The following is a 21,121-nucleotide window of genomic DNA, read 5'->3' as shown; positions in this document are numbered from 1 at the left end:
GCCTATGTCGACAAGCTGGTCGCGGGGCTCAGCAACCGTCCGCAGGTTGCCATCCTGTCGGACGGATTCCATGATCATATGCTGTAGACGGTAATCAGCACGTTGGCCTGCTGACCTACCCGCCGATCCGCAACCGGTTGAACTTGTTGAACGGCTGGTCCAAGACCTATGCGATGACCGGCTGGCGGCTGGACAATTCGATCTGACCCGACGCGCTGTATGACAAAGCTCGCAAACTGGCGCTCAATTGCTGGTAGTGCGTGAACGCTCCTGCGCAATTCGCCGCCTTAGAAGCCCTGACCGACTCGCCGAAAGCTGGTGGTCAAGCTACTGAACGATCTACCCGGCGGGCCAGATTTTGGTAATCTGGGCGAAGGCTACATTCGCCTGTCCTACGGCAACAGCCAGGAAAACATCACACGCGCTATCGTAAGGATGCGCGGTTTTCTGGGCAGGGAATAAGAGCTGATACAACCAAAGCGCGTCGGTCGGTACTTTCAGATACAAACAGAGAGAAACGAGCGGAACAGGTCCTTGGGTCTAGTAAGGTTAAAGTGTTCTGATAGCACCCGCTATGGGACACTTATTTAACGAATTTTCGCTGTGCCGGTGCTTTTGCTGCAACAAACTGATATCCGTTGATGCAACCTGAGTTTAGGACAGTTATGCCTTGATAGACCTTTATACTTGGGCCACTCCCAACGGTCGAAAAGTCTCGATCATGCTCGAAGAGCTTGGCGTACCGTTTAGCACACATTCCATCGACATCTCGAAAAGCGAGCAATTTGCCCCTGAATTTCTGAAGATCGCACCAAACAACCGTATCCCTGCCAAAAGACACAATGATCCATAGCATCCATATCTTCGGGAAATCTATTTGAGACTCTGATATCTCGCTGACGAGAACAGCTCCCGAAGGTAGAACAAAGGATCTGTCGAATTCAAGATGGCTGTTCCTAATTGCGAAGCTTATCCAGGTGCCTAAATCCTGGCGCTGGCTGTAGCACTCAATCGCGTACTTTGCGAAACCAGTGAGCACTTGCATCACTTTTTTCCAGACACCATGAATCTTCCTGATGATCGCCTTGCGTAGGTTCGGGTCGCAGGACAGTGCCCCCTTCTCCAACCCTGGCCGGAGAGCATCACCGCATATCAATTCCCCTGAGTGCGAGCCTCAAGCCGTTCCAGATTAACAACTGTCGACAGCATCAAGCGATCGTGGCTCCAATCCTGAGTTTGGCGTACTGACGCCGAGCTGATGGCAAGAATGGTTGCCAATGCTAGGGTCATCCCAAGAAATACGGCAGGCAGAGGAGGACTTGCCGACGACGCTTCGGTCAAGGCAATCACACGCAAACGCAACACATGCTTTGCTTTTGTCCCGTTCACCAAGGCCACATGAAGAATGCGTGGGCAGTTCATTGTAAGAGATCGCGAACAGTAATCCAGCAAACAGGCCGTATAGTCTTTGGCGTCTATCCCCTTACGCGAGACAACGGATTGGTCACAGGCCAACTCGCGCAGTCGGTCAAACTGGTGCTTAATCACCAGATATGCCGGGTTCCAGAACAGTAGCGGCCGCATCAGCTCAAAGCCCAGCTCCCACTCCACATCCATGGCACGGATGTGTTGAAATTCGTGTGCCAGAGCGAACCGCAATTCACGCGGTGTATTCAGCAAATGGCTGGGTAAGACGACGTGGCGGCGACGTAGGCCGCGCACAGCGAAGGGTACGGTTATCCGGTCCGACAAACGGATGTCTACCCTCGACGACCGCCGCCAAAGAAAGCTGGATCTCACGGTTTTGCGAATTGCCCATGCATCGCGAAGCACACGAATTGTCAGGAAAGTCGACACCAGGGCGAATGCAATCAAAACGCATGTTACAAGGACAGACGAACCAGAAAGAACGTGATCAAGCCAACGTTCACGCGTGTTCAGCAGGGTTTCGAACTGCGCAGCCGGCATGGCAATATCACCACGCAAGTAGGCAGCCACGGCCAGATCCCCCAGCGCGACTGCGCGTCCAGGCCACAGAAAACCGATAAAGGCCGAGACACCCATGGCCAGCACCGGGCTCAGCACAACACAAATACAAAGTGCTTTGAGCGATCGAAGTTGTGCAACAAACCCATATCGCATAGAAGATCGCGCGAACACGACGCGCACCGCCAGCCAGATAAGTGCCGACAATCCAAGTACAACATTTAACTCGAGAAAAGCGTCGAGAACCGGTTTAACCGCCGTCATTTTGCAGTCTCCTCTCTACCAGTGCTCGAATTTCCTCCAGATCATCTTCTGTCAGCCCCGCATCGTCGACCAACCTGGCAACCAAAGTTGCGGGGGTGTCGTCGAATAACGTTCGGGAGAGATTTTGCAGCGAACGCGACTGATACCTGTCTTTTTCCAGAAGTGGCCTATAAATCAACGATTTGCCGTTCTTTTTGCTTTCTACAAATCCCTTTTCATCGAGAATGCGCAAAATTGTTGCGCCGGATGTGTAGGCCAGATTTCGATCTGGCGCCAAACGATCAAGAACATCTCGGACTGAGCCCTGACCCAGCGCCCAGAGTTCATTCATGAACTCAAGTTCCACTTCGGTCAGCAAGTTTGTAGTTTTTTTCTTTCGCATCAATCTCGGTGTCGCCATTTTTTAGTATGCCTGACAGACAAGCATCCTTTCACTGTTTCGCAAAGCCTAAACTTTCCAGAAGACGAAGATGCCCCAACCGATGGACAAAAACAGCGGCGTCCAAACCGGTTGCCCAACCAATCCGAGCCAGGCCAGAAAGATGTAGGCAGCCCCGAGAAGCGTGATGAAGAGACGATCGCCGAGCGTGGTGGTCAGACCCAATACGCCACGCCGCTCAATCCCGTCGCGATATTTGAAGCCTTCTAGAACGCCAATCAGCGCGATGGCTGAGAATATCCCAACGAAAACTGCAAGTGTCGCAGGCGTCCAGGCCATCCAGAAATCGGGCCACAAAGGGTCGGTCCAGGAAAATCCCTTTTCCTCTTGTTGGCCAACGTTGCCCCATCCGGTCTGAGCCTGAGCCAAGGCCGTCGTGGGCAGGAAGGGGAGGATGAGAAGAAGTTTACGCATATCGAACCTCATACACGACCCATCGCGAAACCGCGCGCGATGTAGTTGCGGACAAACCAAATGACGATGGCTCCGGGGATGATGGTCAGGGTTCCGGCAGCGGCCAGCAGACCCAGCTCGTACCCGGCGCTGGAGGCAGTACGCGTCATCACGGCCGCGATGGGTTTAGCCTCTACCGCAGTCAGGGTCTTGGCCAACAGCATCTCGACCCACGAAAACATGAAGCAGAAGAAGGCCGCGACACCAACACCCGCTTTGATGTTCGGCAGGAAAATCGTCACGAAGAAACGTGGGAACGAATAGCCATCCACATAGGCTGTCTCATCCAGTTCTTTGGGAATGCCGCGCATGAAACCTTCCAGGATCCAAACAGCCAACGGCACGTTGAACAGTGTATGGGCCAAAGCCACGGCCAAATACGTATCGAACAATCCGATAGAGGAGTAGAGTTGGAAGAAAGGCAGCGCGAACACCGCAGCCGGAGCCATCCGGTTGGTCAGCAGCCAGAAGAACAACTGTTTGTCACCAAGAAACCGATAGCGCGAGAACGCATAAGCGGCGGGCAAGGCCACACAAACTGAAAGCATCGTGTTGATCGTCACGTAGGCAATCGAATTTATGTAGCCCCAATACCACGTCGGATCTGTGAAGATGGTGATGTAATTCTCCAGCGTGAAGGTCTGAGGGAATAGGGAAAAGCCCGACAGAATCTCGTTTGTGGTCTTGAAGGACATCGCCACCAGCCAATAGATCGGCAGCATCAGGAACGCGATATAGAGGATCGGAATAAGGGACCGCTTCTTCATTGCGCGTCATCCTTTGTCATCAGAGTGTAGAAGACCCAAGACACCAGCAGCGTGATGGCGAAGTAGATCAGGCTCATCGCGGCTGCAGGGCCAAGGTCAAATTGTCCCAGCGCGATCTTCACAAGGTCGATCGACAGCAAGGTGGTTGAATTGCCGGGGCCGCCGCCGGTCAGAACGAAGGGCTCGGTATAGATGTTGAAACTGTCCATGAACCGCAGCAGTACCGCGATTGTCAGGACTGTTTTCATCTTGGGCAGCTGGATATAGCGGAATACCGACCACGGGCTGGCGCCGTCAATTTTGGCGGCCTGATAATAGGCGTCCGGGATCGATACGAGGCCTGCATAGCAGAGTAGTACAACCAATGAAGTCCAGTGCCAGACATCCATGATGACGACTGTGATCCATGCCGACAGCGGTTGCTGCGTCATGTCATAGTTGATGCCTAAAACGTCATTCAGGAAATAGCCCAGCAAGCCGATTTTGGGCAGAGTAAAGATATTCCACATCGACCCGACTACATTCCACGGGATCAGCATCGGCAGAGCCATGAGAACCAGACAAACTGGAACCCAGAACCCTTTGCGCGGCATCGACAGGGCCACAATGATGCCCAGGGGCACCTCAATCAGCAGGATCAGGAAAGTGAACAGGAACTGCCGTCCAAGTGCGGCCTGGAACCGGTCGGACCGCAGGATTTGTTCGAACCAGCCCAGACCCTCCCAGAAGAACCGGTTGTTGCCGAAGGTCTCCTGCACTGAGTAGTTGACCACCGTCATCATCGGCACCAGCGCATTGAAGGCGACCAGTGCCAGAACCGGTAAGACAAAGAACCATGCCTTTTGGTTTTCCGTTCTCATTGTGCCCGCTCCTCGCTAGCGATCCAGCCGTCGCGGTAGACGCGCGATTGTTCAGGTTTGAATTGCAGGAAGACTTGTGATCCCGGTTCCGGGACACTGTGTTCAGTTACTGCTTTCAGGGCCGTGTTACCGACCATAGCGCTGACCACGTAGTGACGGCCAATATCCGAGACCTTGGTTACATGTGCCGGGATACCGGTGTCACCGAACCCCACATATTCGGGGCGGATGCCCAGATCGGTTCGACCACCATCACCATGGATCGGACCTTCCAACATCACGTCGTGGCCTTCAAAAACGGCGCGGTCGCCCTTGGCTTCACAGGGCAGCACGTTCATGCCGGGTGAGCCGATGAAGTGACCAACAAACGTGTGCTGAGGACGTTCGAACAGCTCGACAGGTGTACCGATCTGAACCACTTCGCCGTCTTGCATCACGACCACTTCGTCCGCGAAGGTCAGCGCCTCGGTCTGGTCGTGGGTCACGTAGATCATCGTGGCTTTGACGCGCTGATGCAGTTCCTTCAGTTTCGACCGCAGCTTCCATTTCAGGTGGGGATCGATCACAGTCAGCGGCTCGTCGAACATAACCGCATTCACGTCGTCGCGGACCAGACCGCGCCCCATCGAAATTTTCTGCTTATTGTCTGGGCTGAGTCCTGACGCTCGGGTCTTGAGCAACTCAGTGACATCCAGCATCTCGGCAATCTCATCGACGCGACGTTTGATCGTCGCCGTATCAACTCCTCGGTTTTTGAGCGGAAACGCCAGGTTCTCGCCTACTGTCATCGTGTCGTAGATCACCGGGAACTGGAATACTTGCGCGATATTACGCTGGTCAGGCGGTAGAGCTGTCACGTCGCGATCATCGAACAGGATCTGGCCCTCGGACGGCATCAACAAGCCCGAGATGATGTTCAACAACGTGGACTTGCCACAACCCGACGGCCCCAGCAGCGCATATGCCCCACCATCGCGCCATGTCACGTCGATTTCCTTCAGCGCATAGTCTTCCGGACCTGCCGGCGTCGGCATGTAGCTGTGTTTTAGGTTTGAAAGCTTGATCTGTGCCATGTCAGGCCACCCTTTTGCCGTCTTGGCCGAAATACCGGCAATGGGCCGGGTTCATATAAAATCGGTGATCTTCGCCCACCCGATAAGGGTGCACGCCTGCCGCCAAAGAGACCCAAGCATCATCCCCGTGCTGGAAATGCGCGCTGGAATCGGAACCCGATAGCTCTGTGACGATCACACGACCTGTCAGTTCCACATCGGCATCCGAGGTGCGGGTGGGAGTCACTCGGTGCGGTCGTACTGCAACCATGTACTCGCCGTCCGCCAAATCCGAAACCGCCCAGCCGCCGCCGCCTGCAAGCTGTGCCTGGTTAGCTGACACGGTGACACGGGCCACATTGATCGGCGGGTCTGAGAACACGCGCGCAGCGGCAATATTCTCAGGGTTGCGATAGATATCAGCAGTCGGGCCGAATTGCGTAACGCGACCGTCTTCCATAAGGGCGGTATATCCACCCAAAAGCAGCGCCTCTTCGGGTTCCGAGGTGGCGTAAACCACCACCGCCCCACGACCAGCAAACAGGTCGGGTAGCTGCTCGCGCAGTTCTTCGCGCAGCTTGTAATCCAGGTTAGCCAACGGTTCATCGAGGAACACGGCTCGGCTTTCTTTTGCGATGGCACGGGCCAACGCGGTACGTTGCTGTTGTCCGCCTGACAGCTCATGCGGTCGGCGATGCAACATCGGGCGCAGCTGCAGCAAGTCGGCGGCCTCTTCCACGCGCCCTTCAATCTCGGATTTCGCCATCCCTGCCACGCGCAAAGGCGAGGCGATGTTGTCAAAGACAGTCATATGCGGATAGTTCACGAAGAACTGGTGCACGAGGCTGATCTGCCGCTTTTGCGTGTTCAGCCTTGTGACGTCCTGCCCGTCCATCAGCACCTTGCCCGAGGCGATCGGGTCCAGCCCGGCCATCATCTTGATCAGAGAGGTTTTGCCCGATCCCGTCGCGCCCAGCAGCACATTGAAATGGCCGGTTTGCAGCGTCAGGGTCGTGGGCTTGATATGGATAACGTTGCCAACGCGTTTGGTGGCATCTTGTAGTTCGATCATGTCCGTGGGTTCCGGTTCTTCAGTGCGTCGCACTGGTCTTGAGGTGGGGATGCCTGATACGGCATCCCCGGGTTTCAATGGCTTACTGAGACTGCCAGCGCTGAACCAGTTCGTCGTAGTTGACGGTTTGGCCCTGCGGCTTTTCGTTCTCAAGCTTGGCTTTGGGCGAGCCTGCTTTTTCCAACCAGAACGACGCATCCTGCGGTTCGTTCAAGCGGGGACCACAGCCACCGTAGACACCGGCGCTTTCATCCGCGGCCTGCATGCGGGCCATGGTGATGTCCATCTCTTCGGCCAGACGGTCCATCGCCTCTTGCGGGGTGAAGGCACCCGAGTTCACGTCACCGATCTGCTGCCACCAGATCTGGGCCAGCTTCGGATAGTCCGGCACGTTGATGCCGGTCGGCGACCATGCCACACGGTCAGGCGAGCGGTAGAACTCGACCAGACCACCCAGCTTGGGTGCGCGTTCGGTGAACGACTCGTGGTTGACCGAGCTGTCGCGGATGAAGGTCAGACCCACATGGGATTTCTTCACATCGACAGTCTTGGACGTCACGAACTGGGCATAGAGCCAAGCCGCCTGAGCACGATCCGCAGGGGTCGACTTCAGGAAGGTCCAGGAACCCACGTCCTGATAACCAACCTTCTGACCGTCTTCCCAGTAGGGGCCGTGCGGGCTGGGCGCCATCCGCCACAGCGGCGTACCTTCGTCATCCACGGTGTTGTTGCCTTCGGACTTCGGCTTCACCATGTCGGCGGTAAAGGCTGTGTACCAGAAGATCTGCTGGGCCACGTTGCCTTGGCTGAGCGCCGGCAGCGACTGATAGAAGTCATAAGACGCAGCCCCCGGAGGCGCATAGTTCCGCAGCCATTCGTCCCATTTGCGGATTGCGTAGACCGCGGCCGGACCGTTTGCAGCACCACCGCGCGACACCGAAGCGCCAACAGGGTTACAGGTGCCCGCTTCCATGCGGATGCCCCATTCGTCGACGGGGATACCGTTTGGCTCGCCTTTATCACCTGCACCAGCCATCGACAGCCATGCATCAGTCATACGCCAGCCCAGGTCGGGCGCACGCTTGCCGTAATCCATGTGACCGTAGATCGTGGTGCCGTCGACTTCTTTTACGTCGTTGGTGAAGAAATCTGCGATGTCCTCGTAAGCTGACCAGTTGACCGGAACGCCCAGATCGTAGCCGTACTTCTCTTTGAACGCGGCTTTGTTGGCCTCATCATCGAACCAGTCCTTGCGGAACCAATAGAGGTTTGCGAACTGCTGATCCGGCAGCTGATACAGCTTGCCGTCCGGACCGGTGGTGAACTGAATGCCCATGAAGTCATCCAGATCCAGCGTCGGTGAGGTCGTACCGGCCCAGTCGCCACCCATCATGTCGGTCAGCGGATAGGCCAGCTGCAAACGCGAATGCGTGCCGATCAGGTCACTGTCGTTGACATAACCGTCGTACAGGTTCCGGCCTGTCTGCAACTGGGTCTGAACCGCCTGAACCACTTCGCCCTCACCAAGGATCTGGTGATTAACCTTAATGCCGGTGATTTCCTCGAACGCCTTGGTCAGGACCTCGGATTCATAGGAATGTGTCGGGATACCTTCGGACAGGACGTTGATTTCCATGCCAGCATAAGGCTGTGCAGCTTCGATGAACCACTGCATTTCCGACATCTGTTCGTCTTTCGACAAGGTCGACGGCTGGAATTCATCGTCGATCCAACGTTGTGCTGCGGCTTCGTCGGCCCAAACGGGACCGTGCCCCGCAATGACGGCCACAGCCGCCACTGCGGAAAGTAGATGTCTCCGCATCTCTTTCCTCCCAAAAAATTATGGTTTTCCGGCGCAAACCGGATAGCAGACAGCATCAGCGATTTTCTGCGCACCTGTCAAACTAAATTTTTAGTAAATAGATAAACTCTGATCAAATTTTTGATTATATTATATATTTTTAGAAAACCAGCGTATCACCCAACGGCAGGATAGTGCCCGATCATCGTGAAAAACACCCTGCGGTAAGTATGCTAAAGCTGACAAAAACCTTTGTCGAGGATATGAAACCGTTCACGATACATATCGCCTGCTTCACCACACACACGAGCCAACAGAAGGCGCCATTCTCATCTGGATCTCCCGATAATACGCGCAATATTTTTATGAAAGAATAGTTCGATAGCGACAAAAAACGCCGGTGCAGCGCAATCATGTCGCGTTGTCGCTTGACAGGATGGCAGCATACGGCCTGATCAATTCAGTTCGCGGAATTTTCGATGACTCTGTCGACGGTTTTCCGAACAAAGCCTTATCGCGGTGGCCAAGCTCCGCCGCACGATCGTGAACCGCGCTCTGACTATGCACAGGACAAATCTATGATCCAAGACAACCCTGCCCTCATCGACGCCATCCGCGACCGGTTCGCCCATGTCGGCACTTGCCCGTTTCAGGGCGAACGCATCTTTTTCGAGAATGCGGGCGGAGCACTGACATTGAAATCCGTCGCTGAAACCTCGGCTTTTTATGCAGCAATCCCAGACAATCCCGGGCGCATGAATCCGGCAGGGCAGGGAACCCAAGGCGTTATTAACAAGGCAAAGGACGACCTAGCCGTGTTCATGAACGCATCTTCCGGGCAGTTCTTCGCAGGTGAAAGCGGAACCGAGCTGCTATTTCGCATGATCCGCACCGCGTGCCTGGTCGCCCCCAAAGGGTCAAAAGTGATAGGGTCATCCATCGAGCACCCGGCCACCCGAAGCGCAGCCTGCCGCTGGGCTGAAATCGCAGGGCTGGAGTATGTGAATGTGCCCCACGGCAACGACACCGGATTGGTTACGGCCGATGACTATACCGCGCTGATGACGCCAGATGTCGCAGTGGCAACGATCCTGCATGCGTCCCCCGTGACAGGCATGGGTATGGACGTAGCTGCAATTTCCGCGGCGATCCGTTTTGTGGCACCGGATTGTTTGATCATCGTCGACGGCATTCAGCATGCTGCCCACGGGCAACTGGATCTGGATGGCTATAATGTCGATGGCTACGCGATCTCGCCCTATAAAGTGTTTTCGCGTCACGGATATGGCATCGCCTGGATTTCTGACAAACTCAGCGCTTTGCCGCATGACATGTTGATCGACGCACCCGCAACCGGGTGGGAGTTCGGGACCCGTGACGCGGGAACTTACGCAACTGTATCGGACGTAGTGGCGTATTTTGACTGGCTCGGTAGCGAAGTCTCGGATGAGACCGAACCGCGTAAGCGGATCGAGGCTGCAGGTCGCGCCATTCACGCCTATGAAACCCACCTGACCAATACTGCAGTTAACGGCACAGGCAATCTGCCAGGACTGCGTGATATGGACCACGTGACCATTTTGGCGGGCGCCGATAACCCGGCACGCGAAGGACTGGTGTCAATCGTGGTCGAGGGGCATGCATCCGAAGATGTGGTCGAGATATTGAATCAACAGGGCATTCGCACCCATACGCGAAAGGCCGATCACTATTCCGGCAACGTTCTTACGCCGCTGGGTCTGTCAGATTGCATCCGCATTTCCTTCTGTCACTACAACACGCAGCAGGAAATCGCCCGTCTTCTGGGGGCCATCAAGGTTTTGGGTGAAAACGGCTGACTAGACTGGTGAATACATACGCGTGCGCGGCCTGTAGCCGCGCATCCGAGCGTCATCAGAATCGCAGCAAAGACACGACCGGCGTCAGTTCGATGATGGCCGTGGTGAAACCTTGCGTACCTAACAAATGTCAGCGCAAACTTACATTCGGCTTTAGCCTGACAACGATTCTTGCATCGTGTTTCGTTGACGGCTTGGCCAGCAATTTTCCACAGGCTTCGGCTGCCACTCTGTCAACCAGTTGTCGGGTTAATTCATGGGTCAGGTGAACACCGCTTAAGCCATCCTGCCATCCGTTGAAGGTTTTGGCAAATGCTCCTTAGAAGCCAGGAGCCCACCCCAAAGTTGAACAGCATTTTCGATCCTATCGCGGCCCACCGCAGACCGCCTAGTCGATTGAGACGTCGCCATTGTGTCCAACGCACCCAATGTGGCACCGCTGAGCACCCAGTGACGCAGAGCATTGTCCGTTTGCTGAGTCAGGTGTCCAACTCGTTGAAACCGATACGGTATCGGACGCATCTACGTCACTAAACACAACTGCGCTTATACCCGTGGTGCCATTGCTAGGGACACAATGGCCGCCTGTACCGGACCCGAAGTCTCATTTTAAGAAGGGTTTGCCATGTGGACTCTACCTCGATTGCGCTACTTGATGGTCAAGGGAGAATCAATTCAATCAACGTGCTAGTTAGTACCCATAAACCGCACCTAAAACGCCGACTACGATGATCGGTCGGCGGCATATGGACCATACGGGACGACATGTGTTTCCACTGTTAGAACATCAGTCTAGGATGCGCGCGAATGCTAGCCCATTCGAAACCCGAGCAACAAACGCGAGAAGCTTCGTTCGTGAATATTATGAACCATATGGTCGTACAGCCGAGACGTGAAATGCAATCTGCACGTAACCAAGGGATTACATTCCTGGCGTTGGCGTTTTTGTTCAGTATCTTTGTCAATTTGCTGATGCTGACCGGGCCTTTGTTCATGTTGCAGGTCTATGATCGCGTTCTTGGGTCCCGAGCGGTCGAGACGTTGGCTGCGCTGTTTCTGCTAGTGGCACTTTTGTACGGCCTTATGGCCATGCTCGATTTCGCGCGGGGTCGAATCGTGGCCCGTTTCGGCGCTCGGTTTCAATCGCAGTTGGACGAACGCGTCTTTGATGCGACCCTGCGCCGATCTCTACACCCACGCGCCCGGGCTGCACCTGCAACAGCGTTGCGCGATCTGGAGTCCATCCAAAACCTGTGTTCTTCTCCAGTTCTGCTGGCCGTCATGGACATCCCTTGGACGCCAATCTTTATCGCGGCAATTTTTCTGTTCCATCCTCTTCTGGGCTGGCTGGCCGTTGGTGGTGGCTCGCTTTTAGTTGTGATCGCGTTGCTGAACCAAATACTGACTCGTCGCAAGGTCGCCTTGGCTCAATCCGCGTCGGCAAAAGCCAACATCTTTTCCGAGCATGCCCGACAAGCAGCCGAGGTCGTACACTCGCAAGGCATGCAAGAGGACATCACGCGTAGATGGCAGCGTCAACGAACAGACGCCTTGCAACAAACAATCGCCGCCAGTGACTGGACCGGCAGCTTTACGTCAGTGACGAAATCGCTGCGGCTGTTTTTGCAATCTGCAATGCTGGCGCTTGGGGCTTTGCTTGTTCTGCGCAATGAATTGACCCCCGGCGCGATGATCGCAGGTTCGATCCTGCTTGGTCGTGCTTTGGCACCGGTCGAGCAGGTTGTTGGGCAATGGGCTGTCGTTGAACGCGCCCGAACGGCGTGGAACTCGTTGAGCCAGTTTCTGGATGCCACGCCGCCCGAAAAACAGCGCACCAAGCTGCCTGTGCCCCAAGCCCGGCTGACGGCCAAGGGTCTGACGGTCATCCCGCCTGGAGCGGATACTCCAACCCTCCGTAACGTCTCATTGAACCTCGAGCCCGGGCGGGCACTTGGTGTTATCGGAAAAAGCGGGTCAGGAAAATCCACTTTGGCCAAGGCGCTTTTGGGTATTTGGCGTCCTGCAGCAGGCGAGATCCGTTTGGGAGGTGCAACGCTGGATCAGTATGATCCAACTGATCTGGGTCAGCATATCGGATACCTTCCACAAGAAGTTACGTTGTTCAACGGAACTGTCGCCGAAAACATTGCGCGCATGTCTGAAAACCCAAACCCAGAAGCCGTTGTAGCAGCCGCGAAGAAAGCCAACGCGCATGAACTAATTCTGACGCTGGAAAAAGGCTACGATACCATTCTGGAAGGTAATGACAGTCAGCTGTCAGGCGGTCAGAAGCAGCGGATCGCGCTCTCTCGCGCGCTGTACGGAGACCCCGTTTTGTTGATCCTGGACGAACCGAACTCGGCGCTGGATGCCGATGGAACCGAGGCGCTGAACGCCGCTGTCCGCGATCTTAAGGCCGCGGGAAAGTCTACGATCATTATGACGCACCGTCCCCAAGCGATCTCGGAATGTGATGATCTTGCGGTGGTCGAACGAGGACAGGTTGTCAAATCCGGCCCAAGGGATGAGGTTTTGGGCGCAGTCGTTCAAAATGCCGGATCGATCAAGCGCAACCTCAGCAAGGCTGGCAACTGATGCAGGACAAAACAAATAATCCGCGCCCAGTATGGCGCATTACGATCCCTGCCCTGGTCGGATTTGCGGCCCTCGGCATCCTTGTTGGCGGTTTAGGTGTTTGGGCGGTCAACACGCGTTTGGCCGGTGCCATTATCTCTCAGGGCATTATCGAGGTCGAAAGCAACCGTCAGGTGATTGAACACCCCGACGGCGGCGTTGTTGGTGAGATTTATGTGCGCGATGGCGATGCCGTAACCAGCGGCGAATTACTATTGCGGTTGGATGATACGTTTCTGTCGTCCGAGAAGACCATTGTCGAAGCCCAGCTGTTCGAACTGCTGGCCCGCCGGGCCCGTTTGGAAGTCGAGCGCGATAGCGCAAATGCCGAAGCTCTGGCCACCCGGTTGGCCGAGATTCAGCAACAAGAAAACATCGACCCTGATCTGATCGCCGGTCAGCAACGCCTGTTCGAGGCGCGATTGAATACATTGGACCAGCAAACTGAGCAACTGGGCAAACAGACCGTTCAAATCGAAAGTGAAATCGACGGTACCGAAGCGCAGCTTGTTTCGCTGCGGCGTCAAGTTGAATTGATCCAAACCGAACTGGACGATCAGCAAAGCTTGCTTCAGCGCGGCCTCACTCAGGCCAGTCGTGTTTCAGCCCTGCAACGCGAAGAGGCAAGCCTGACCGGGGATATTGGTCGCCTGGAAGCCGCGACTGCACGTCTGGGAGGCGAGATTTCAGCGACTGAAATCGCGATCGTCGAGCTAGAGGCGACACGGCGAGAAGAGGCCATCACGACCCTGCGTGATATTCAGTCCCAGATTGCTGAATTGGCCGAGCGCCGTCTGTCACTGGACACCCGCCTTTCGCGACTGGATATCCGCGCCCCAGTTTCGGGAACGGTTTACGGCAGTCAAGTCTTTGCCCTGCAGTCCGTGATCCAACCGGCGGAACCTATGATGTATCTGGTACCGCAGGATACGCCCCTGGTCGTCGCCGCGCGCGTCGATGCAATTCACGTGGACCAGTTGCATGTTGGCCAGCGGGTTTTGTTGCGGTTTCCCGCGTTCAATCAGCGTGAAACGCCTGAAATTGACGGACAGGTTATGAATGTATCTGCCGATACGTTTACCGACGAAAACACCGGCCAGACATTCTATCGCGCCGAAGTCGTTCCACAAGACGGGCAAGTTGATCGTCTGAAAGGGCAGGAACTGCTGCCCGGTATGCCAGTGGAAACGTTGATCAAGACGGACGAACGTACGCCAATGTCTTATTTGGTCAAACCATTGGCAGATTACTTCAACCGGGCGTTCCGAGAGTGACCGCCCGGTCGCACTAAGGCGCTTCGAGGTTGCCTAACAGGATTGAGGTCATGTCAGTGGCAATCACGCCATCCACAGCCACTACATTGGCCCCGGTATCATAAGAAACGTCGGCGCGCGTGATCCCTGAAAGGTCCGCGTCACTGTCGATGAAAACCCATTCCGGGCGAACGGCAGTCGGCTGTCCGACTGCTACTTGCAGAATCGACAATGCATCGAGCGCATTCACCGAACCATCCCGGTTGAAATCCGCCGCTAATTAGAGTTCATCCGGTCAGATCAGGATGCAGGCGCGGTTCGCCTGCAAGCGGCTCGTTTAGCTGCCCAGGCCAACGCCGAAAGCGTGGAAGCTGCGCGAGCCCAATTCACCATCAGCCGACGCAGCCTGGTAGAGATACTGGATGCCCAGCGAGACTATGTGAACGCGCAGCAAAGGCTGATTTTGGCGGAACAAAGCTTCTTCCTTACAAACTACGCCGCCCTCAGTCTGACCGGAGACCAGCTGGATTACCTCGGCATTTCAATTGCAAACACAGGTGAAGATTCATGACCGCGTTGAAACCTTTAACACCTAGACAAGAGCTTTCTCCGTTAGAAACCTGCCTGATGCACGTCGCCGCGCATCTTGATCGCTCACTTACGGTCGGGGCACTTCACGCGGCGCAATCCGGCACCACAGGCCATTTGACCCCGCGCGATGCGATTGAGGTGGCCCGCCATGCCGGGTTGCAGGCTGGATTTGGGTCGCGAAAGCTTGCGGATTTCGATGACTCACTGGTCCCAGCAATATTTCTTTTAGAGGACTAAAAAGCAGTTGTGTTTCACGGGCGTACCAAGAGCGGCCTTCTTCTGATTTTCGACCCTGAGATGGGTGAAGGCATCGGAGAGGTTGAAGAAACAGTTTTAGGGAAACGCTACACCGGTTACGCACTTTTGTTTCGGCGCAGCCACAATGAGGAAACGCCAGGTCGAAACAAGACCGCATCCGGGCATTGGTTTTGGTCAGCCATGTTGGCAAACCGCTGGTCCTATGCGCAAGTGGTGCTTGCCGCCGCGGTAGCGAATTTTCTGGGCCTTTCCACATCCGTTTTCATCATGGTCGTCTATGACAGGGTTCTTCCGAATGAGGCGACGGAATCCCTTATCGCACTAACCGTAGGGGTTGGTCTTGCCTTTCTTTCGATTTCGCCCTCAAACTCTTGCGCGCTGGCTTTATTGATCGGGCCGGGCAAAAGGCCGACATGTTTATGGGGCGGCGCGTTTTTGACCAGGTTTTGAACATCAAAATGAAATCGCGGACCGGATCGACCGGTGCTATGGCCAGCACGATCCGCGAATTTGAAACTCTGCGCGAGTTTTTTACATCAGCAACTCTGGTCGCCCTCGTGGACCTGCCCTTCATCGCCCTCTTTATATTGGTCATTCACCTCGTTGGTGGACCCCTGGCGCTGATACCTGCCCTCGCCGTTCCGATTGTTTTGATTGCGGGCCTGGTAGTGCAACCAATGTTATCGCGTTTGGCCGAAAAAAGCTTTGCGGACGGTCAGTCAAAACAATCCGTACTGGTCGAGACGGTTTCCGGTCTTGAAACCATCAAAACAACTGCAGCGGCAAAACAAATGCGGGCGCGATGGGAAGATGCTATCGAGCGGCAGTCCTCGCATGGAATCCGCAGCCGGACAGTTACCCAATTCGCATTGAACCTGACAGGATTCACGCAACAGGCCGCGCAGGTCCTGATTGTTTTCTTCGGCGTGTTCCTGATCACTGAAGGGCAGGCAAGTATGGGTGCGTTAATCGTGTCTGTAATGCTGACTGGACGCGCGCTGGCGCCATTGGGGCAGCTTGCCCAAACACTCACACGTGTGAACCAGGCGCGCAGCGCGTATCGAAATCTGAACGCTTTGATGCAGGCGGGAAATGAGCGGCCCGAAGGGCGCAACTGGATTAGTCGACCACATGTTAAAGGCCGAATTTCTTTCAAAGATGTGCATTTTGCCTATCCCGAACAAGCCGACAATGCCCTTTCAGGTGTCTCATTCGACATAGAACCGGGTGAAAAAGTTGCCATTCTGGGCGCGATCGGATCTGGGAAAAGCACCATCGCGCGTTTGATGCTCGGTTTATTCGAGCCGAGAATCGGTTCGGTATTGCTGGATGGGGTCGATATCCGTCAGATTGACCCTGGCGACCTACGTCGCAATGTCGGTTCGGTTTTGCGGGACGTTTGGCTTTTTTCCGGCTCAATTCGCGAAAACATTGCCAGCGGTGCGATCCGGGCCAGGGATCAAGATTTGATCAGAACCGGCCAGGTGGCCGGGGTTGAAGACTTTAACGCGCACCGCCCCTACGGCTATGACCAACAACTGGCAGAACGTGGCGAAGGAATATCGGGCGGCCAGCGTCAAGCCATCGCGCTTGCCCGCGCGTTGATTGGACGCCCACCAGTGTTGCTGTTGGATAAACCTACCAGTGCAATGGACGTGAAGACCGAAGCCGAAGTTGTCAAGCGTCTGAAGCAAGAAACCAATGACGCCACAATGGTTATCGTCACACATCGGAGCAGCCTGCTTGATCTGGTCGACAAGGTCATTGTTATCGAACGCGGCCGGGTCGGCGCAGACGGTCCAAAAAGCATGCTGACCCAGCGCGCGCGCTCAACAGGGAGGCATCTGAATGTCGCGGCATCCTGACCTTGCCATGATGGCAAGAGAAATGCGGGGAAAATCTCCGTTGGGGGGTCTCTCCTGTTGCTTGTTATCCTTGCCCGTCTCGTCTCCGCCGGGCTTTGGGCCTATATGACGGAACTGGACGACGTGACCCGCGTGGACGGGCGGATTGTGCCGTCGGCAGACGTTCAACTAATCGAGGCAACAGAACCCGGAGTATTGCAAGCCTTGCACGTCGCGGAAGGGTTGGTTGTCGACAAGGGAACACTGTCGATGGAGTTCGACACAACGCAAATCGACAGTCAGTTGAGCCAGGAACAACAGCGCGCGTATGGATTAATGGCTCGTGCCCAACGATTGCAGGTAGAGATTGACGGCACCCAGCTTACCTTCTCAGAAGAGCTAATTGAAGGCGCGCCAGGAGTCGTCAGATCCGAAACTGCTTTGTATCAGGGTCGTCAGGCGGAACTGGCTGCTGAAGTTGCCATTCTGGAGCGACAGCGTGAGCAGCGCCACCGCGAGTATGAGAAAGGACTGGTGGACCAGGTGACAGCCGAAGAGACGCTTGGGATTCTGGCCGAAGAACCTGCCATCATGACCCCCTTGGTGGAAAAACGGATGGAGCCTGCGACAACGCTTTTGTCGCTGCGCCGCAGTTCCGCCGAATGGGAGGGTCGCAAGAACCGTGCAGTTGCAGTGACCAAAAGGTTGAAAACCGGATTGGAAGAAATCGACGATCGTATTCAAGCGGCACATAGCAGGTTCCAGAGCGCAGCTCTGACCGACCTTGCCGTCTCAACAGCCGAACTCGCAGCACTTCGGCCGTCTTTGCCGGCCTTGCAAGACCGCGCGGATCGCGCGCAGATCAGATCACCGGTGCGGGGAATCGTAAATCGCGTTCACCGGACAACGATTGGCGGTTTGGCACGCAGCGGCGAAGAGCTGATCGAGATTGTTCCACTAGACGACAGGCTTCTGGTCAAGGCCTATGTTCGCCCAGAAAATATCACGTTTTTGCACGCAGGCCAGCCAGTTAAGGTGAAAATTACGGCCTATGACTTTGCGCGTTACGGCGCGCTGGATGGTGAGATCACCCGCATAGGCGCGAACACGGTGACAAAGCCGGAACGTAGTGATGAAGAGGTATTCGTCATCGAAATCCAGACACGTCACGCTATTCTGGACGCAAGCGGCGTTGCCGTCGAGATCATTCCCGAAGTGGATATCTTATCAGGCAAGAAAACAGTTATGGACTACCTTTTGCAACCCGTAATCAAGATCAAGGATCGCGCTCTGCGCGAATAAAAAAGTGCAGCGTCAAACGACAAACTGGGGCCCCAAGTATTAACGCGGCAGGACGTCGTTTAGACCATTGCTTACCATTCAACATCACCCAAAAATATATATCCGGCACCATAGATAGTCTTGATCAGGCGAGGGTTTTTGGGGTCTTCGCCCAGTTTGGTCCGCAACCTGGAAATTCTGACATCCATCGCACGATCGAAACTGTCGCCGGCAGCGCCACCCAGGGCATCTTGCATCTGAGTGCGGCTGATCAATCGCTTGGGACTTTCCAGAAACAGCCTCAGAACTTCGCCCTCTGCATGACTGAACGGGGTCTCGGCGCCGGATCCGTCTTCTAGGATGTAGCGATCAAAATAAGCCGTCCAACCGTTGAAACGCGCCACGTCAGACTGTGTGGTCTGCGCCTTGGGAGACCGCAACCGCGCCCGAATGCGTGCCACAACTTCGGCCGGGTCGAATGGCTTGGTAATATAGTCATCCGCCCCCAGTTCCAAACCGGTGACACGATCCTGAACCTGAGCACGACCGGATATGATAATGACCGAAGCCCCCTGCTCCAGCGCCAACCGATGGACCAGTGCCAACCCGTCCGTATCCGGCAATGACAAGTCAACCAGACATACGTCCGGCGTGACCCGTTTGAGCGACGCTTCGAATTCCCGCGCGCGCGCAAAGCTCTGGGTGCGAAAGCCTGCTTCTTCAAGCGCGTCGGTCAGAATGCGCCGTATCTCGGGCTCATCATCGACAATGGTCACCAGCGGTTGAGTCATCAGGCAGCCTCGTCACGGATCAGGGCGGACAGTTGCGCCCGGGTAAAGGGTTTCCGCAGCACCGGCGCACGTTTCAGCGCCTCGCGATACAACGGATCGGAATAAGGCAAGGATGTCATAAGGATACGGGGCAAGGCGGGCTCCAGTTTTGCCAAAAGATCCAAACCCGTCTCCTGCCCTTCAAGGCGAATATCGGACAGCACCAAAGCAATGTCTTTGACATCTTTTGCCAGGGCGATGGCTTCGTCGCATGACGTCGCCTCGATCACTGCAAACCCGATGTCGACCAACATATCGCGGAACTGACTGCGCAGATCGTTGCTGTCTTCGACCAACAGAACCAACCCCTCCTGTACCGGCGGGGCCGCACGGTATGGCAGTCGCAAAATAACCGACGCACCTGACGGGGTGTTGCGCAAACTCAGGTCGCCCCCGGCCAGCTTGACGGTGTCGTAGACCATCGGCAGACCAAGGCCCGACCCTTTGTCGCCTTTGGTTGTGAAAAATGGGTTTAAGGCCTTTTCCAACGCATCTTTCGAAAACCCGGGGCCAGTGTCTGACACTGCGATTTCGGTCCATATCTCACCGATGGTATGGGCGCTGATTGTGATCTGACCGGATTCTCCACAAGCATCGCGCGCATTCAAAACCAAGTTCAGCAAGGCATCCTGAACCATCCCGGGATCCAGCATAAGGGCTTTGTCCGGCAACGCATTGACCACCGACAAGCCAACCCCGCGCGGTAAGGATGGAGAGGCCAGAATGCGCAAATCCTCGAGCAACCCGCGCATGTCCGTCGCTTTGGGTTGAGGTGTCCGGTTGCCCGTCATGTCGGCGATCCGGTTCAGCAATTGTCCGCCCCTGCGCGCTGTCTGCTTGGTCGCGTCGATCAGCTCACGGGCGTCTTCCGGCAAATCCATCTTTTCCAATCGGGACTGCATGCCCAGGATAATAGTCAACAGGTTCGAGAAATCATGCGCCAACCCGCTGGTCATTTGTGCGGCCATCGCGCGGCGGCGGGTTTGTTGCAGCGCGACGCGCGCCTGCGTTTCCTCAGTGATATCGACGGACATGATGTAAACACCACCTTCGCCATCAGGTGTGAAGGATACGCGAATGCGCCTGGAATCCTGATCTTCGGTAAATTCGAAAACAGAGGTTTCTCCGGCATAGGCCTTTTGCAGATGCGCCTGGACCCGTTTAAAAGCGGCAGATCCCAATGCCTTAGAAATATGCATACCCAAAATCTCGGACGGGCGACCTGGCATGACCGAGTTTAGCCGCCGGTTGGAGTAATCGTAACGGCCATCGGCATCCAGATGTGCAATATGGGCCGGCATCATCTCGGTCGTCATACGGGTGCGCGCTTCGATCTCGGTCAATTGGCGCTTGGCTTCTTCCAGCGCCGAATTTGTTGCGGCCAGCTTTCTATTCGTTGCTGACAGTTCTTCAGCCCGGTCGAGCAACTGACCAGACAGCTCCTCGGAACGGGCGCGCAACAGCGCCTCAGCCTGTTTCGTATTGGTGATGTCTGTATAGACCGCCACCCATCCGCCTTTGGGCAGAGGGGCCCCTTCGACCGATATGACCTGGCCATTGGCCCGAACACGTTCAATATAGTGAGATTCGAAGGTCAGAGCTTGATTGACACGCAGATCGACAGCCGCTTCGACATCATCGACATCGCCGTATTCGCCACTGGATGCGAGGTGTCGAATTGTGTCACTGAACAACGCACCAGGCTGGACAAGATGGTCCGGCAAATCAAACATCGTTTGAAACGGGCGATTGCTGACCACCAGCCGAAGCTGACTGTCATAGATCGACAGGGCCTGGCCGATCAGGTTCAGACCAGCTGTCGTCATAGATTTTATCTGTTGCTCGGATATTTCCAAACCCATCCTCCCCGCGACACATGCGTAACACCGGATCTGCAA

At 55.5% G+C, this 21,121-nt stretch carries 20 protein-coding genes and 1 pseudogene; 10 read left to right on the top strand and 11 right to left on the bottom strand.

What is annotated here, in order from left to right; all coding sequences use genetic code 11:
* Positions 1-318: 318 nt before the first annotated feature.
* A complete protein-coding gene (locus tag DK510_RS23180) occupies positions 319-462 on the top strand; it encodes a hypothetical protein (RefSeq protein WP_234998892.1) in 144 nt (47 codons plus the stop codon).
* 208 nt (positions 463-670) lie between these two features.
* Positions 671-832 (top strand): annotated as a pseudogene (locus tag DK510_RS03960) (glutathione S-transferase N-terminal domain-containing protein); the annotation flags it as partial.
* 320 nt (positions 833-1,152) lie between these two features.
* Here DK510_RS03960 and DK510_RS03955 read toward each other — a convergent pair.
* The 8 genes from DK510_RS03955 to DK510_RS03920 all read right to left on the bottom strand — a co-directional run bounded on the left by DK510_RS03955 (position 1,153) and on the right by DK510_RS03920 (position 8,715).
* Positions 1,153-2,250 carry a M56 family metallopeptidase gene (locus DK510_RS03955; RefSeq protein ID WP_109310991.1) on the bottom strand — a complete coding sequence of 366 codons (1,098 nt, stop codon included), beginning with the start codon at positions 2,248-2,250 and terminating at the stop codon, positions 1,153-1,155.
* On the bottom strand, positions 2,237-2,632 hold the full coding sequence (locus tag DK510_RS03950; RefSeq protein ID WP_058277187.1) for a BlaI/MecI/CopY family transcriptional regulator: 396 nt from the start codon (positions 2,630-2,632) through the stop codon (positions 2,237-2,239). The genes DK510_RS03955 and DK510_RS03950 overlap by 14 nt, the downstream gene beginning before the upstream one ends.
* 66 nt (positions 2,633-2,698) lie before the next feature.
* Complete coding sequence (locus tag DK510_RS03945) at positions 2,699-3,103, bottom strand: DUF2160 domain-containing protein (RefSeq protein WP_058274638.1); 405 nt, start codon at positions 3,101-3,103, stop codon at positions 2,699-2,701.
* Positions 3,104-3,111: 8 nt separating this feature from the next.
* A complete protein-coding gene (locus tag DK510_RS03940) occupies positions 3,112-3,909 on the bottom strand; it encodes a carbohydrate ABC transporter permease (RefSeq protein WP_109310990.1) in 798 nt (265 codons plus the stop codon).
* Positions 3,906-4,769, bottom strand: a complete 864-nt coding sequence (locus DK510_RS03935) for a carbohydrate ABC transporter permease (protein ID WP_109310989.1) — start codon at positions 4,767-4,769, stop codon at positions 3,906-3,908. Before DK510_RS03935 ends, DK510_RS03940 begins: the two co-directional genes overlap by 4 nt.
* Complete coding sequence (locus DK510_RS03930; protein WP_109310988.1) at positions 4,766-5,842, bottom strand: ABC transporter ATP-binding protein; 1,077 nt, start codon at positions 5,840-5,842, stop codon at positions 4,766-4,768. The genes DK510_RS03935 and DK510_RS03930 overlap by 4 nt, the downstream gene beginning before the upstream one ends.
* Before the next feature lies 1 nt (position 5,843).
* Positions 5,844-6,893, bottom strand: coding sequence for an ABC transporter ATP-binding protein (locus DK510_RS03925; protein WP_109310987.1), 1,050 nt, complete (start codon positions 6,891-6,893; stop codon positions 5,844-5,846).
* A gap of 82 nt (positions 6,894-6,975) precedes the next feature.
* Positions 6,976-8,715 (bottom strand): ABC transporter substrate-binding protein, encoded by a 1,740-nt coding sequence (locus DK510_RS03920; RefSeq protein ID WP_058274618.1) that lies wholly within the window; start codon positions 8,713-8,715, stop codon positions 6,976-6,978.
* Between the two features lie 557 nt (positions 8,716-9,272).
* On the opposite strand from DK510_RS03920, the gene DK510_RS03915 reads away from it, so the two are divergent.
* From DK510_RS03915 to DK510_RS03905, 3 genes are all read left to right on the top strand, one after another.
* The gene (locus tag DK510_RS03915) at positions 9,273-10,532 is read left to right on the top strand and encodes an aminotransferase class V-fold PLP-dependent enzyme (RefSeq protein WP_109311189.1); all 1,260 of its coding nucleotides are present in this window, start codon (positions 9,273-9,275) and stop codon (positions 10,530-10,532) included.
* 897 nt (positions 10,533-11,429) lie between these two features.
* Positions 11,430-13,127, top strand: coding sequence for a type I secretion system permease/ATPase (locus DK510_RS03910; RefSeq protein ID WP_109310986.1), 1,698 nt, complete (start codon positions 11,430-11,432; stop codon positions 13,125-13,127).
* Entirely contained in the window at positions 13,127-14,440 is a 1,314-nt protein-coding gene (locus DK510_RS03905; protein ID WP_109310985.1) for an HlyD family type I secretion periplasmic adaptor subunit, read from the top strand. Before DK510_RS03910 ends, DK510_RS03905 begins: the two co-directional genes overlap by 1 nt.
* A gap of 13 nt (positions 14,441-14,453) precedes the next feature.
* Here DK510_RS03905 and DK510_RS03900 read toward each other — a convergent pair whose 3' ends face one another.
* Entirely contained in the window at positions 14,454-14,669 is a 216-nt protein-coding gene (locus DK510_RS03900; protein ID WP_109310984.1) for a hypothetical protein, read from the bottom strand.
* Positions 14,670-14,783: 114 nt separating this feature from the next.
* On the opposite strand from DK510_RS03900, the gene DK510_RS23590 reads away from it, so the two are divergent.
* From DK510_RS23590 to DK510_RS03885, 5 genes are read left to right on the top strand one after another with little or no spacing between them, the layout of a single operon-like run.
* Positions 14,784-14,990 (top strand): hypothetical protein, encoded by a 207-nt coding sequence (locus tag DK510_RS23590; protein ID WP_109310983.1) that lies wholly within the window; start codon positions 14,784-14,786, stop codon positions 14,988-14,990.
* On the top strand, positions 14,987-15,247 hold the full coding sequence (locus DK510_RS23175; RefSeq protein ID WP_234998891.1) for a hypothetical protein: 261 nt from the start codon (positions 14,987-14,989) through the stop codon (positions 15,245-15,247). The genes DK510_RS23590 and DK510_RS23175 overlap by 4 nt, the downstream gene beginning before the upstream one ends.
* A 9-nt stretch (positions 15,248-15,256) precedes the next feature.
* Positions 15,257-15,718: a hypothetical protein gene (locus DK510_RS23170; protein WP_234998921.1), complete on the top strand. Its 462-nt coding sequence runs from the start codon at positions 15,257-15,259 to the stop codon at positions 15,716-15,718.
* Positions 15,640-17,133, top strand: coding sequence for an ATP-binding cassette domain-containing protein (locus DK510_RS03890; protein ID WP_234998889.1), 1,494 nt, complete (start codon positions 15,640-15,642; stop codon positions 17,131-17,133). The genes DK510_RS23170 and DK510_RS03890 overlap by 79 nt, the downstream gene beginning before the upstream one ends.
* Positions 17,134-17,190: 57 nt before the next feature.
* Positions 17,191-18,414, top strand: a complete 1,224-nt coding sequence (locus tag DK510_RS03885) for an HlyD family type I secretion periplasmic adaptor subunit (RefSeq protein WP_234998887.1) — start codon at positions 17,191-17,193, stop codon at positions 18,412-18,414.
* Positions 18,415-18,485: 71 nt separating this feature from the next.
* Here the strand turns inward: DK510_RS03885 and DK510_RS03880 are convergent, their stop codons facing one another.
* Entirely contained in the window at positions 18,486-19,184 is a 699-nt protein-coding gene (locus DK510_RS03880; RefSeq protein WP_058274613.1) for a response regulator transcription factor, read from the bottom strand.
* A complete protein-coding gene (locus DK510_RS03875; protein ID WP_234998885.1) occupies positions 19,184-21,049 on the bottom strand; it encodes a PAS-domain containing protein in 1,866 nt (621 codons plus the stop codon). The genes DK510_RS03880 and DK510_RS03875 overlap by 1 nt, the downstream gene beginning before the upstream one ends.
* Positions 21,050-21,121 lie beyond the last annotated feature (72 nt).

The organism is Ruegeria sp. AU67, from assembly GCF_900312795.1.
Taxonomy (GTDB): domain Bacteria; phylum Pseudomonadota; class Alphaproteobacteria; order Rhodobacterales; family Rhodobacteraceae; genus Ruegeria; species Ruegeria atlantica.
The sequence above is the reverse complement of the archived record's forward strand: the minus strand, read 5'-3'. Positions and strand labels throughout refer to the sequence as shown.

Coding starts and splice junctions, on each gene's coding strand:
- DK510_RS03945 (WP_058274638.1), bottom strand. CDS start 3,103: ATGCGTAAACTTCTTCTCATCCTCCCCTTCCTGCCCACGACGGCCTTG.
- DK510_RS03910 (WP_109310986.1), top strand. CDS start 11,430: ATGCAATCTGCACGTAACCAAGGGATTACATTCCTGGCGTTGGCGTTT.
- DK510_RS03925 (WP_109310987.1), bottom strand. CDS start 6,893: ATGATCGAACTACAAGATGCCACCAAACGCGTTGGCAACGTTATCCAT.
- DK510_RS03875 (WP_234998885.1), bottom strand. CDS start 21,049: ATGACGACAGCTGGTCTGAACCTGATCGGCCAGGCCCTGTCGATCTAT.
- DK510_RS03940 (WP_109310990.1), bottom strand. CDS start 3,909: ATGAAGAAGCGGTCCCTTATTCCGATCCTCTATATCGCGTTCCTGATG.
- DK510_RS03920 (WP_058274618.1), bottom strand. CDS start 8,715: ATGCGGAGACATCTACTTTCCGCAGTGGCGGCTGTGGCCGTCATTGCG.
- DK510_RS23175 (WP_234998891.1), top strand. CDS start 14,987: ATGACCGCGTTGAAACCTTTAACACCTAGACAAGAGCTTTCTCCGTTA.
- DK510_RS03950 (WP_058277187.1), bottom strand. CDS start 2,632: ATGCGAAAGAAAAAAACTACAAACTTGCTGACCGAAGTGGAACTTGAG.
- DK510_RS03935 (WP_109310989.1), bottom strand. CDS start 4,769: ATGAGAACGGAAAACCAAAAGGCATGGTTCTTTGTCTTACCGGTTCTG.
- DK510_RS03915 (WP_109311189.1), top strand. CDS start 9,273: ATGATCCAAGACAACCCTGCCCTCATCGACGCCATCCGCGACCGGTTC.
- DK510_RS03880 (WP_058274613.1), bottom strand. CDS start 19,184: ATGACTCAACCGCTGGTGACCATTGTCGATGATGAGCCCGAGATACGG.
- DK510_RS03930 (WP_109310988.1), bottom strand. CDS start 5,842: ATGGCACAGATCAAGCTTTCAAACCTAAAACACAGCTACATGCCGACG.
- DK510_RS03905 (WP_109310985.1), top strand. CDS start 13,127: ATGCAGGACAAAACAAATAATCCGCGCCCAGTATGGCGCATTACGATC.
- DK510_RS03955 (WP_109310991.1), bottom strand. CDS start 2,250: ATGACGGCGGTTAAACCGGTTCTCGACGCTTTTCTCGAGTTAAATGTT.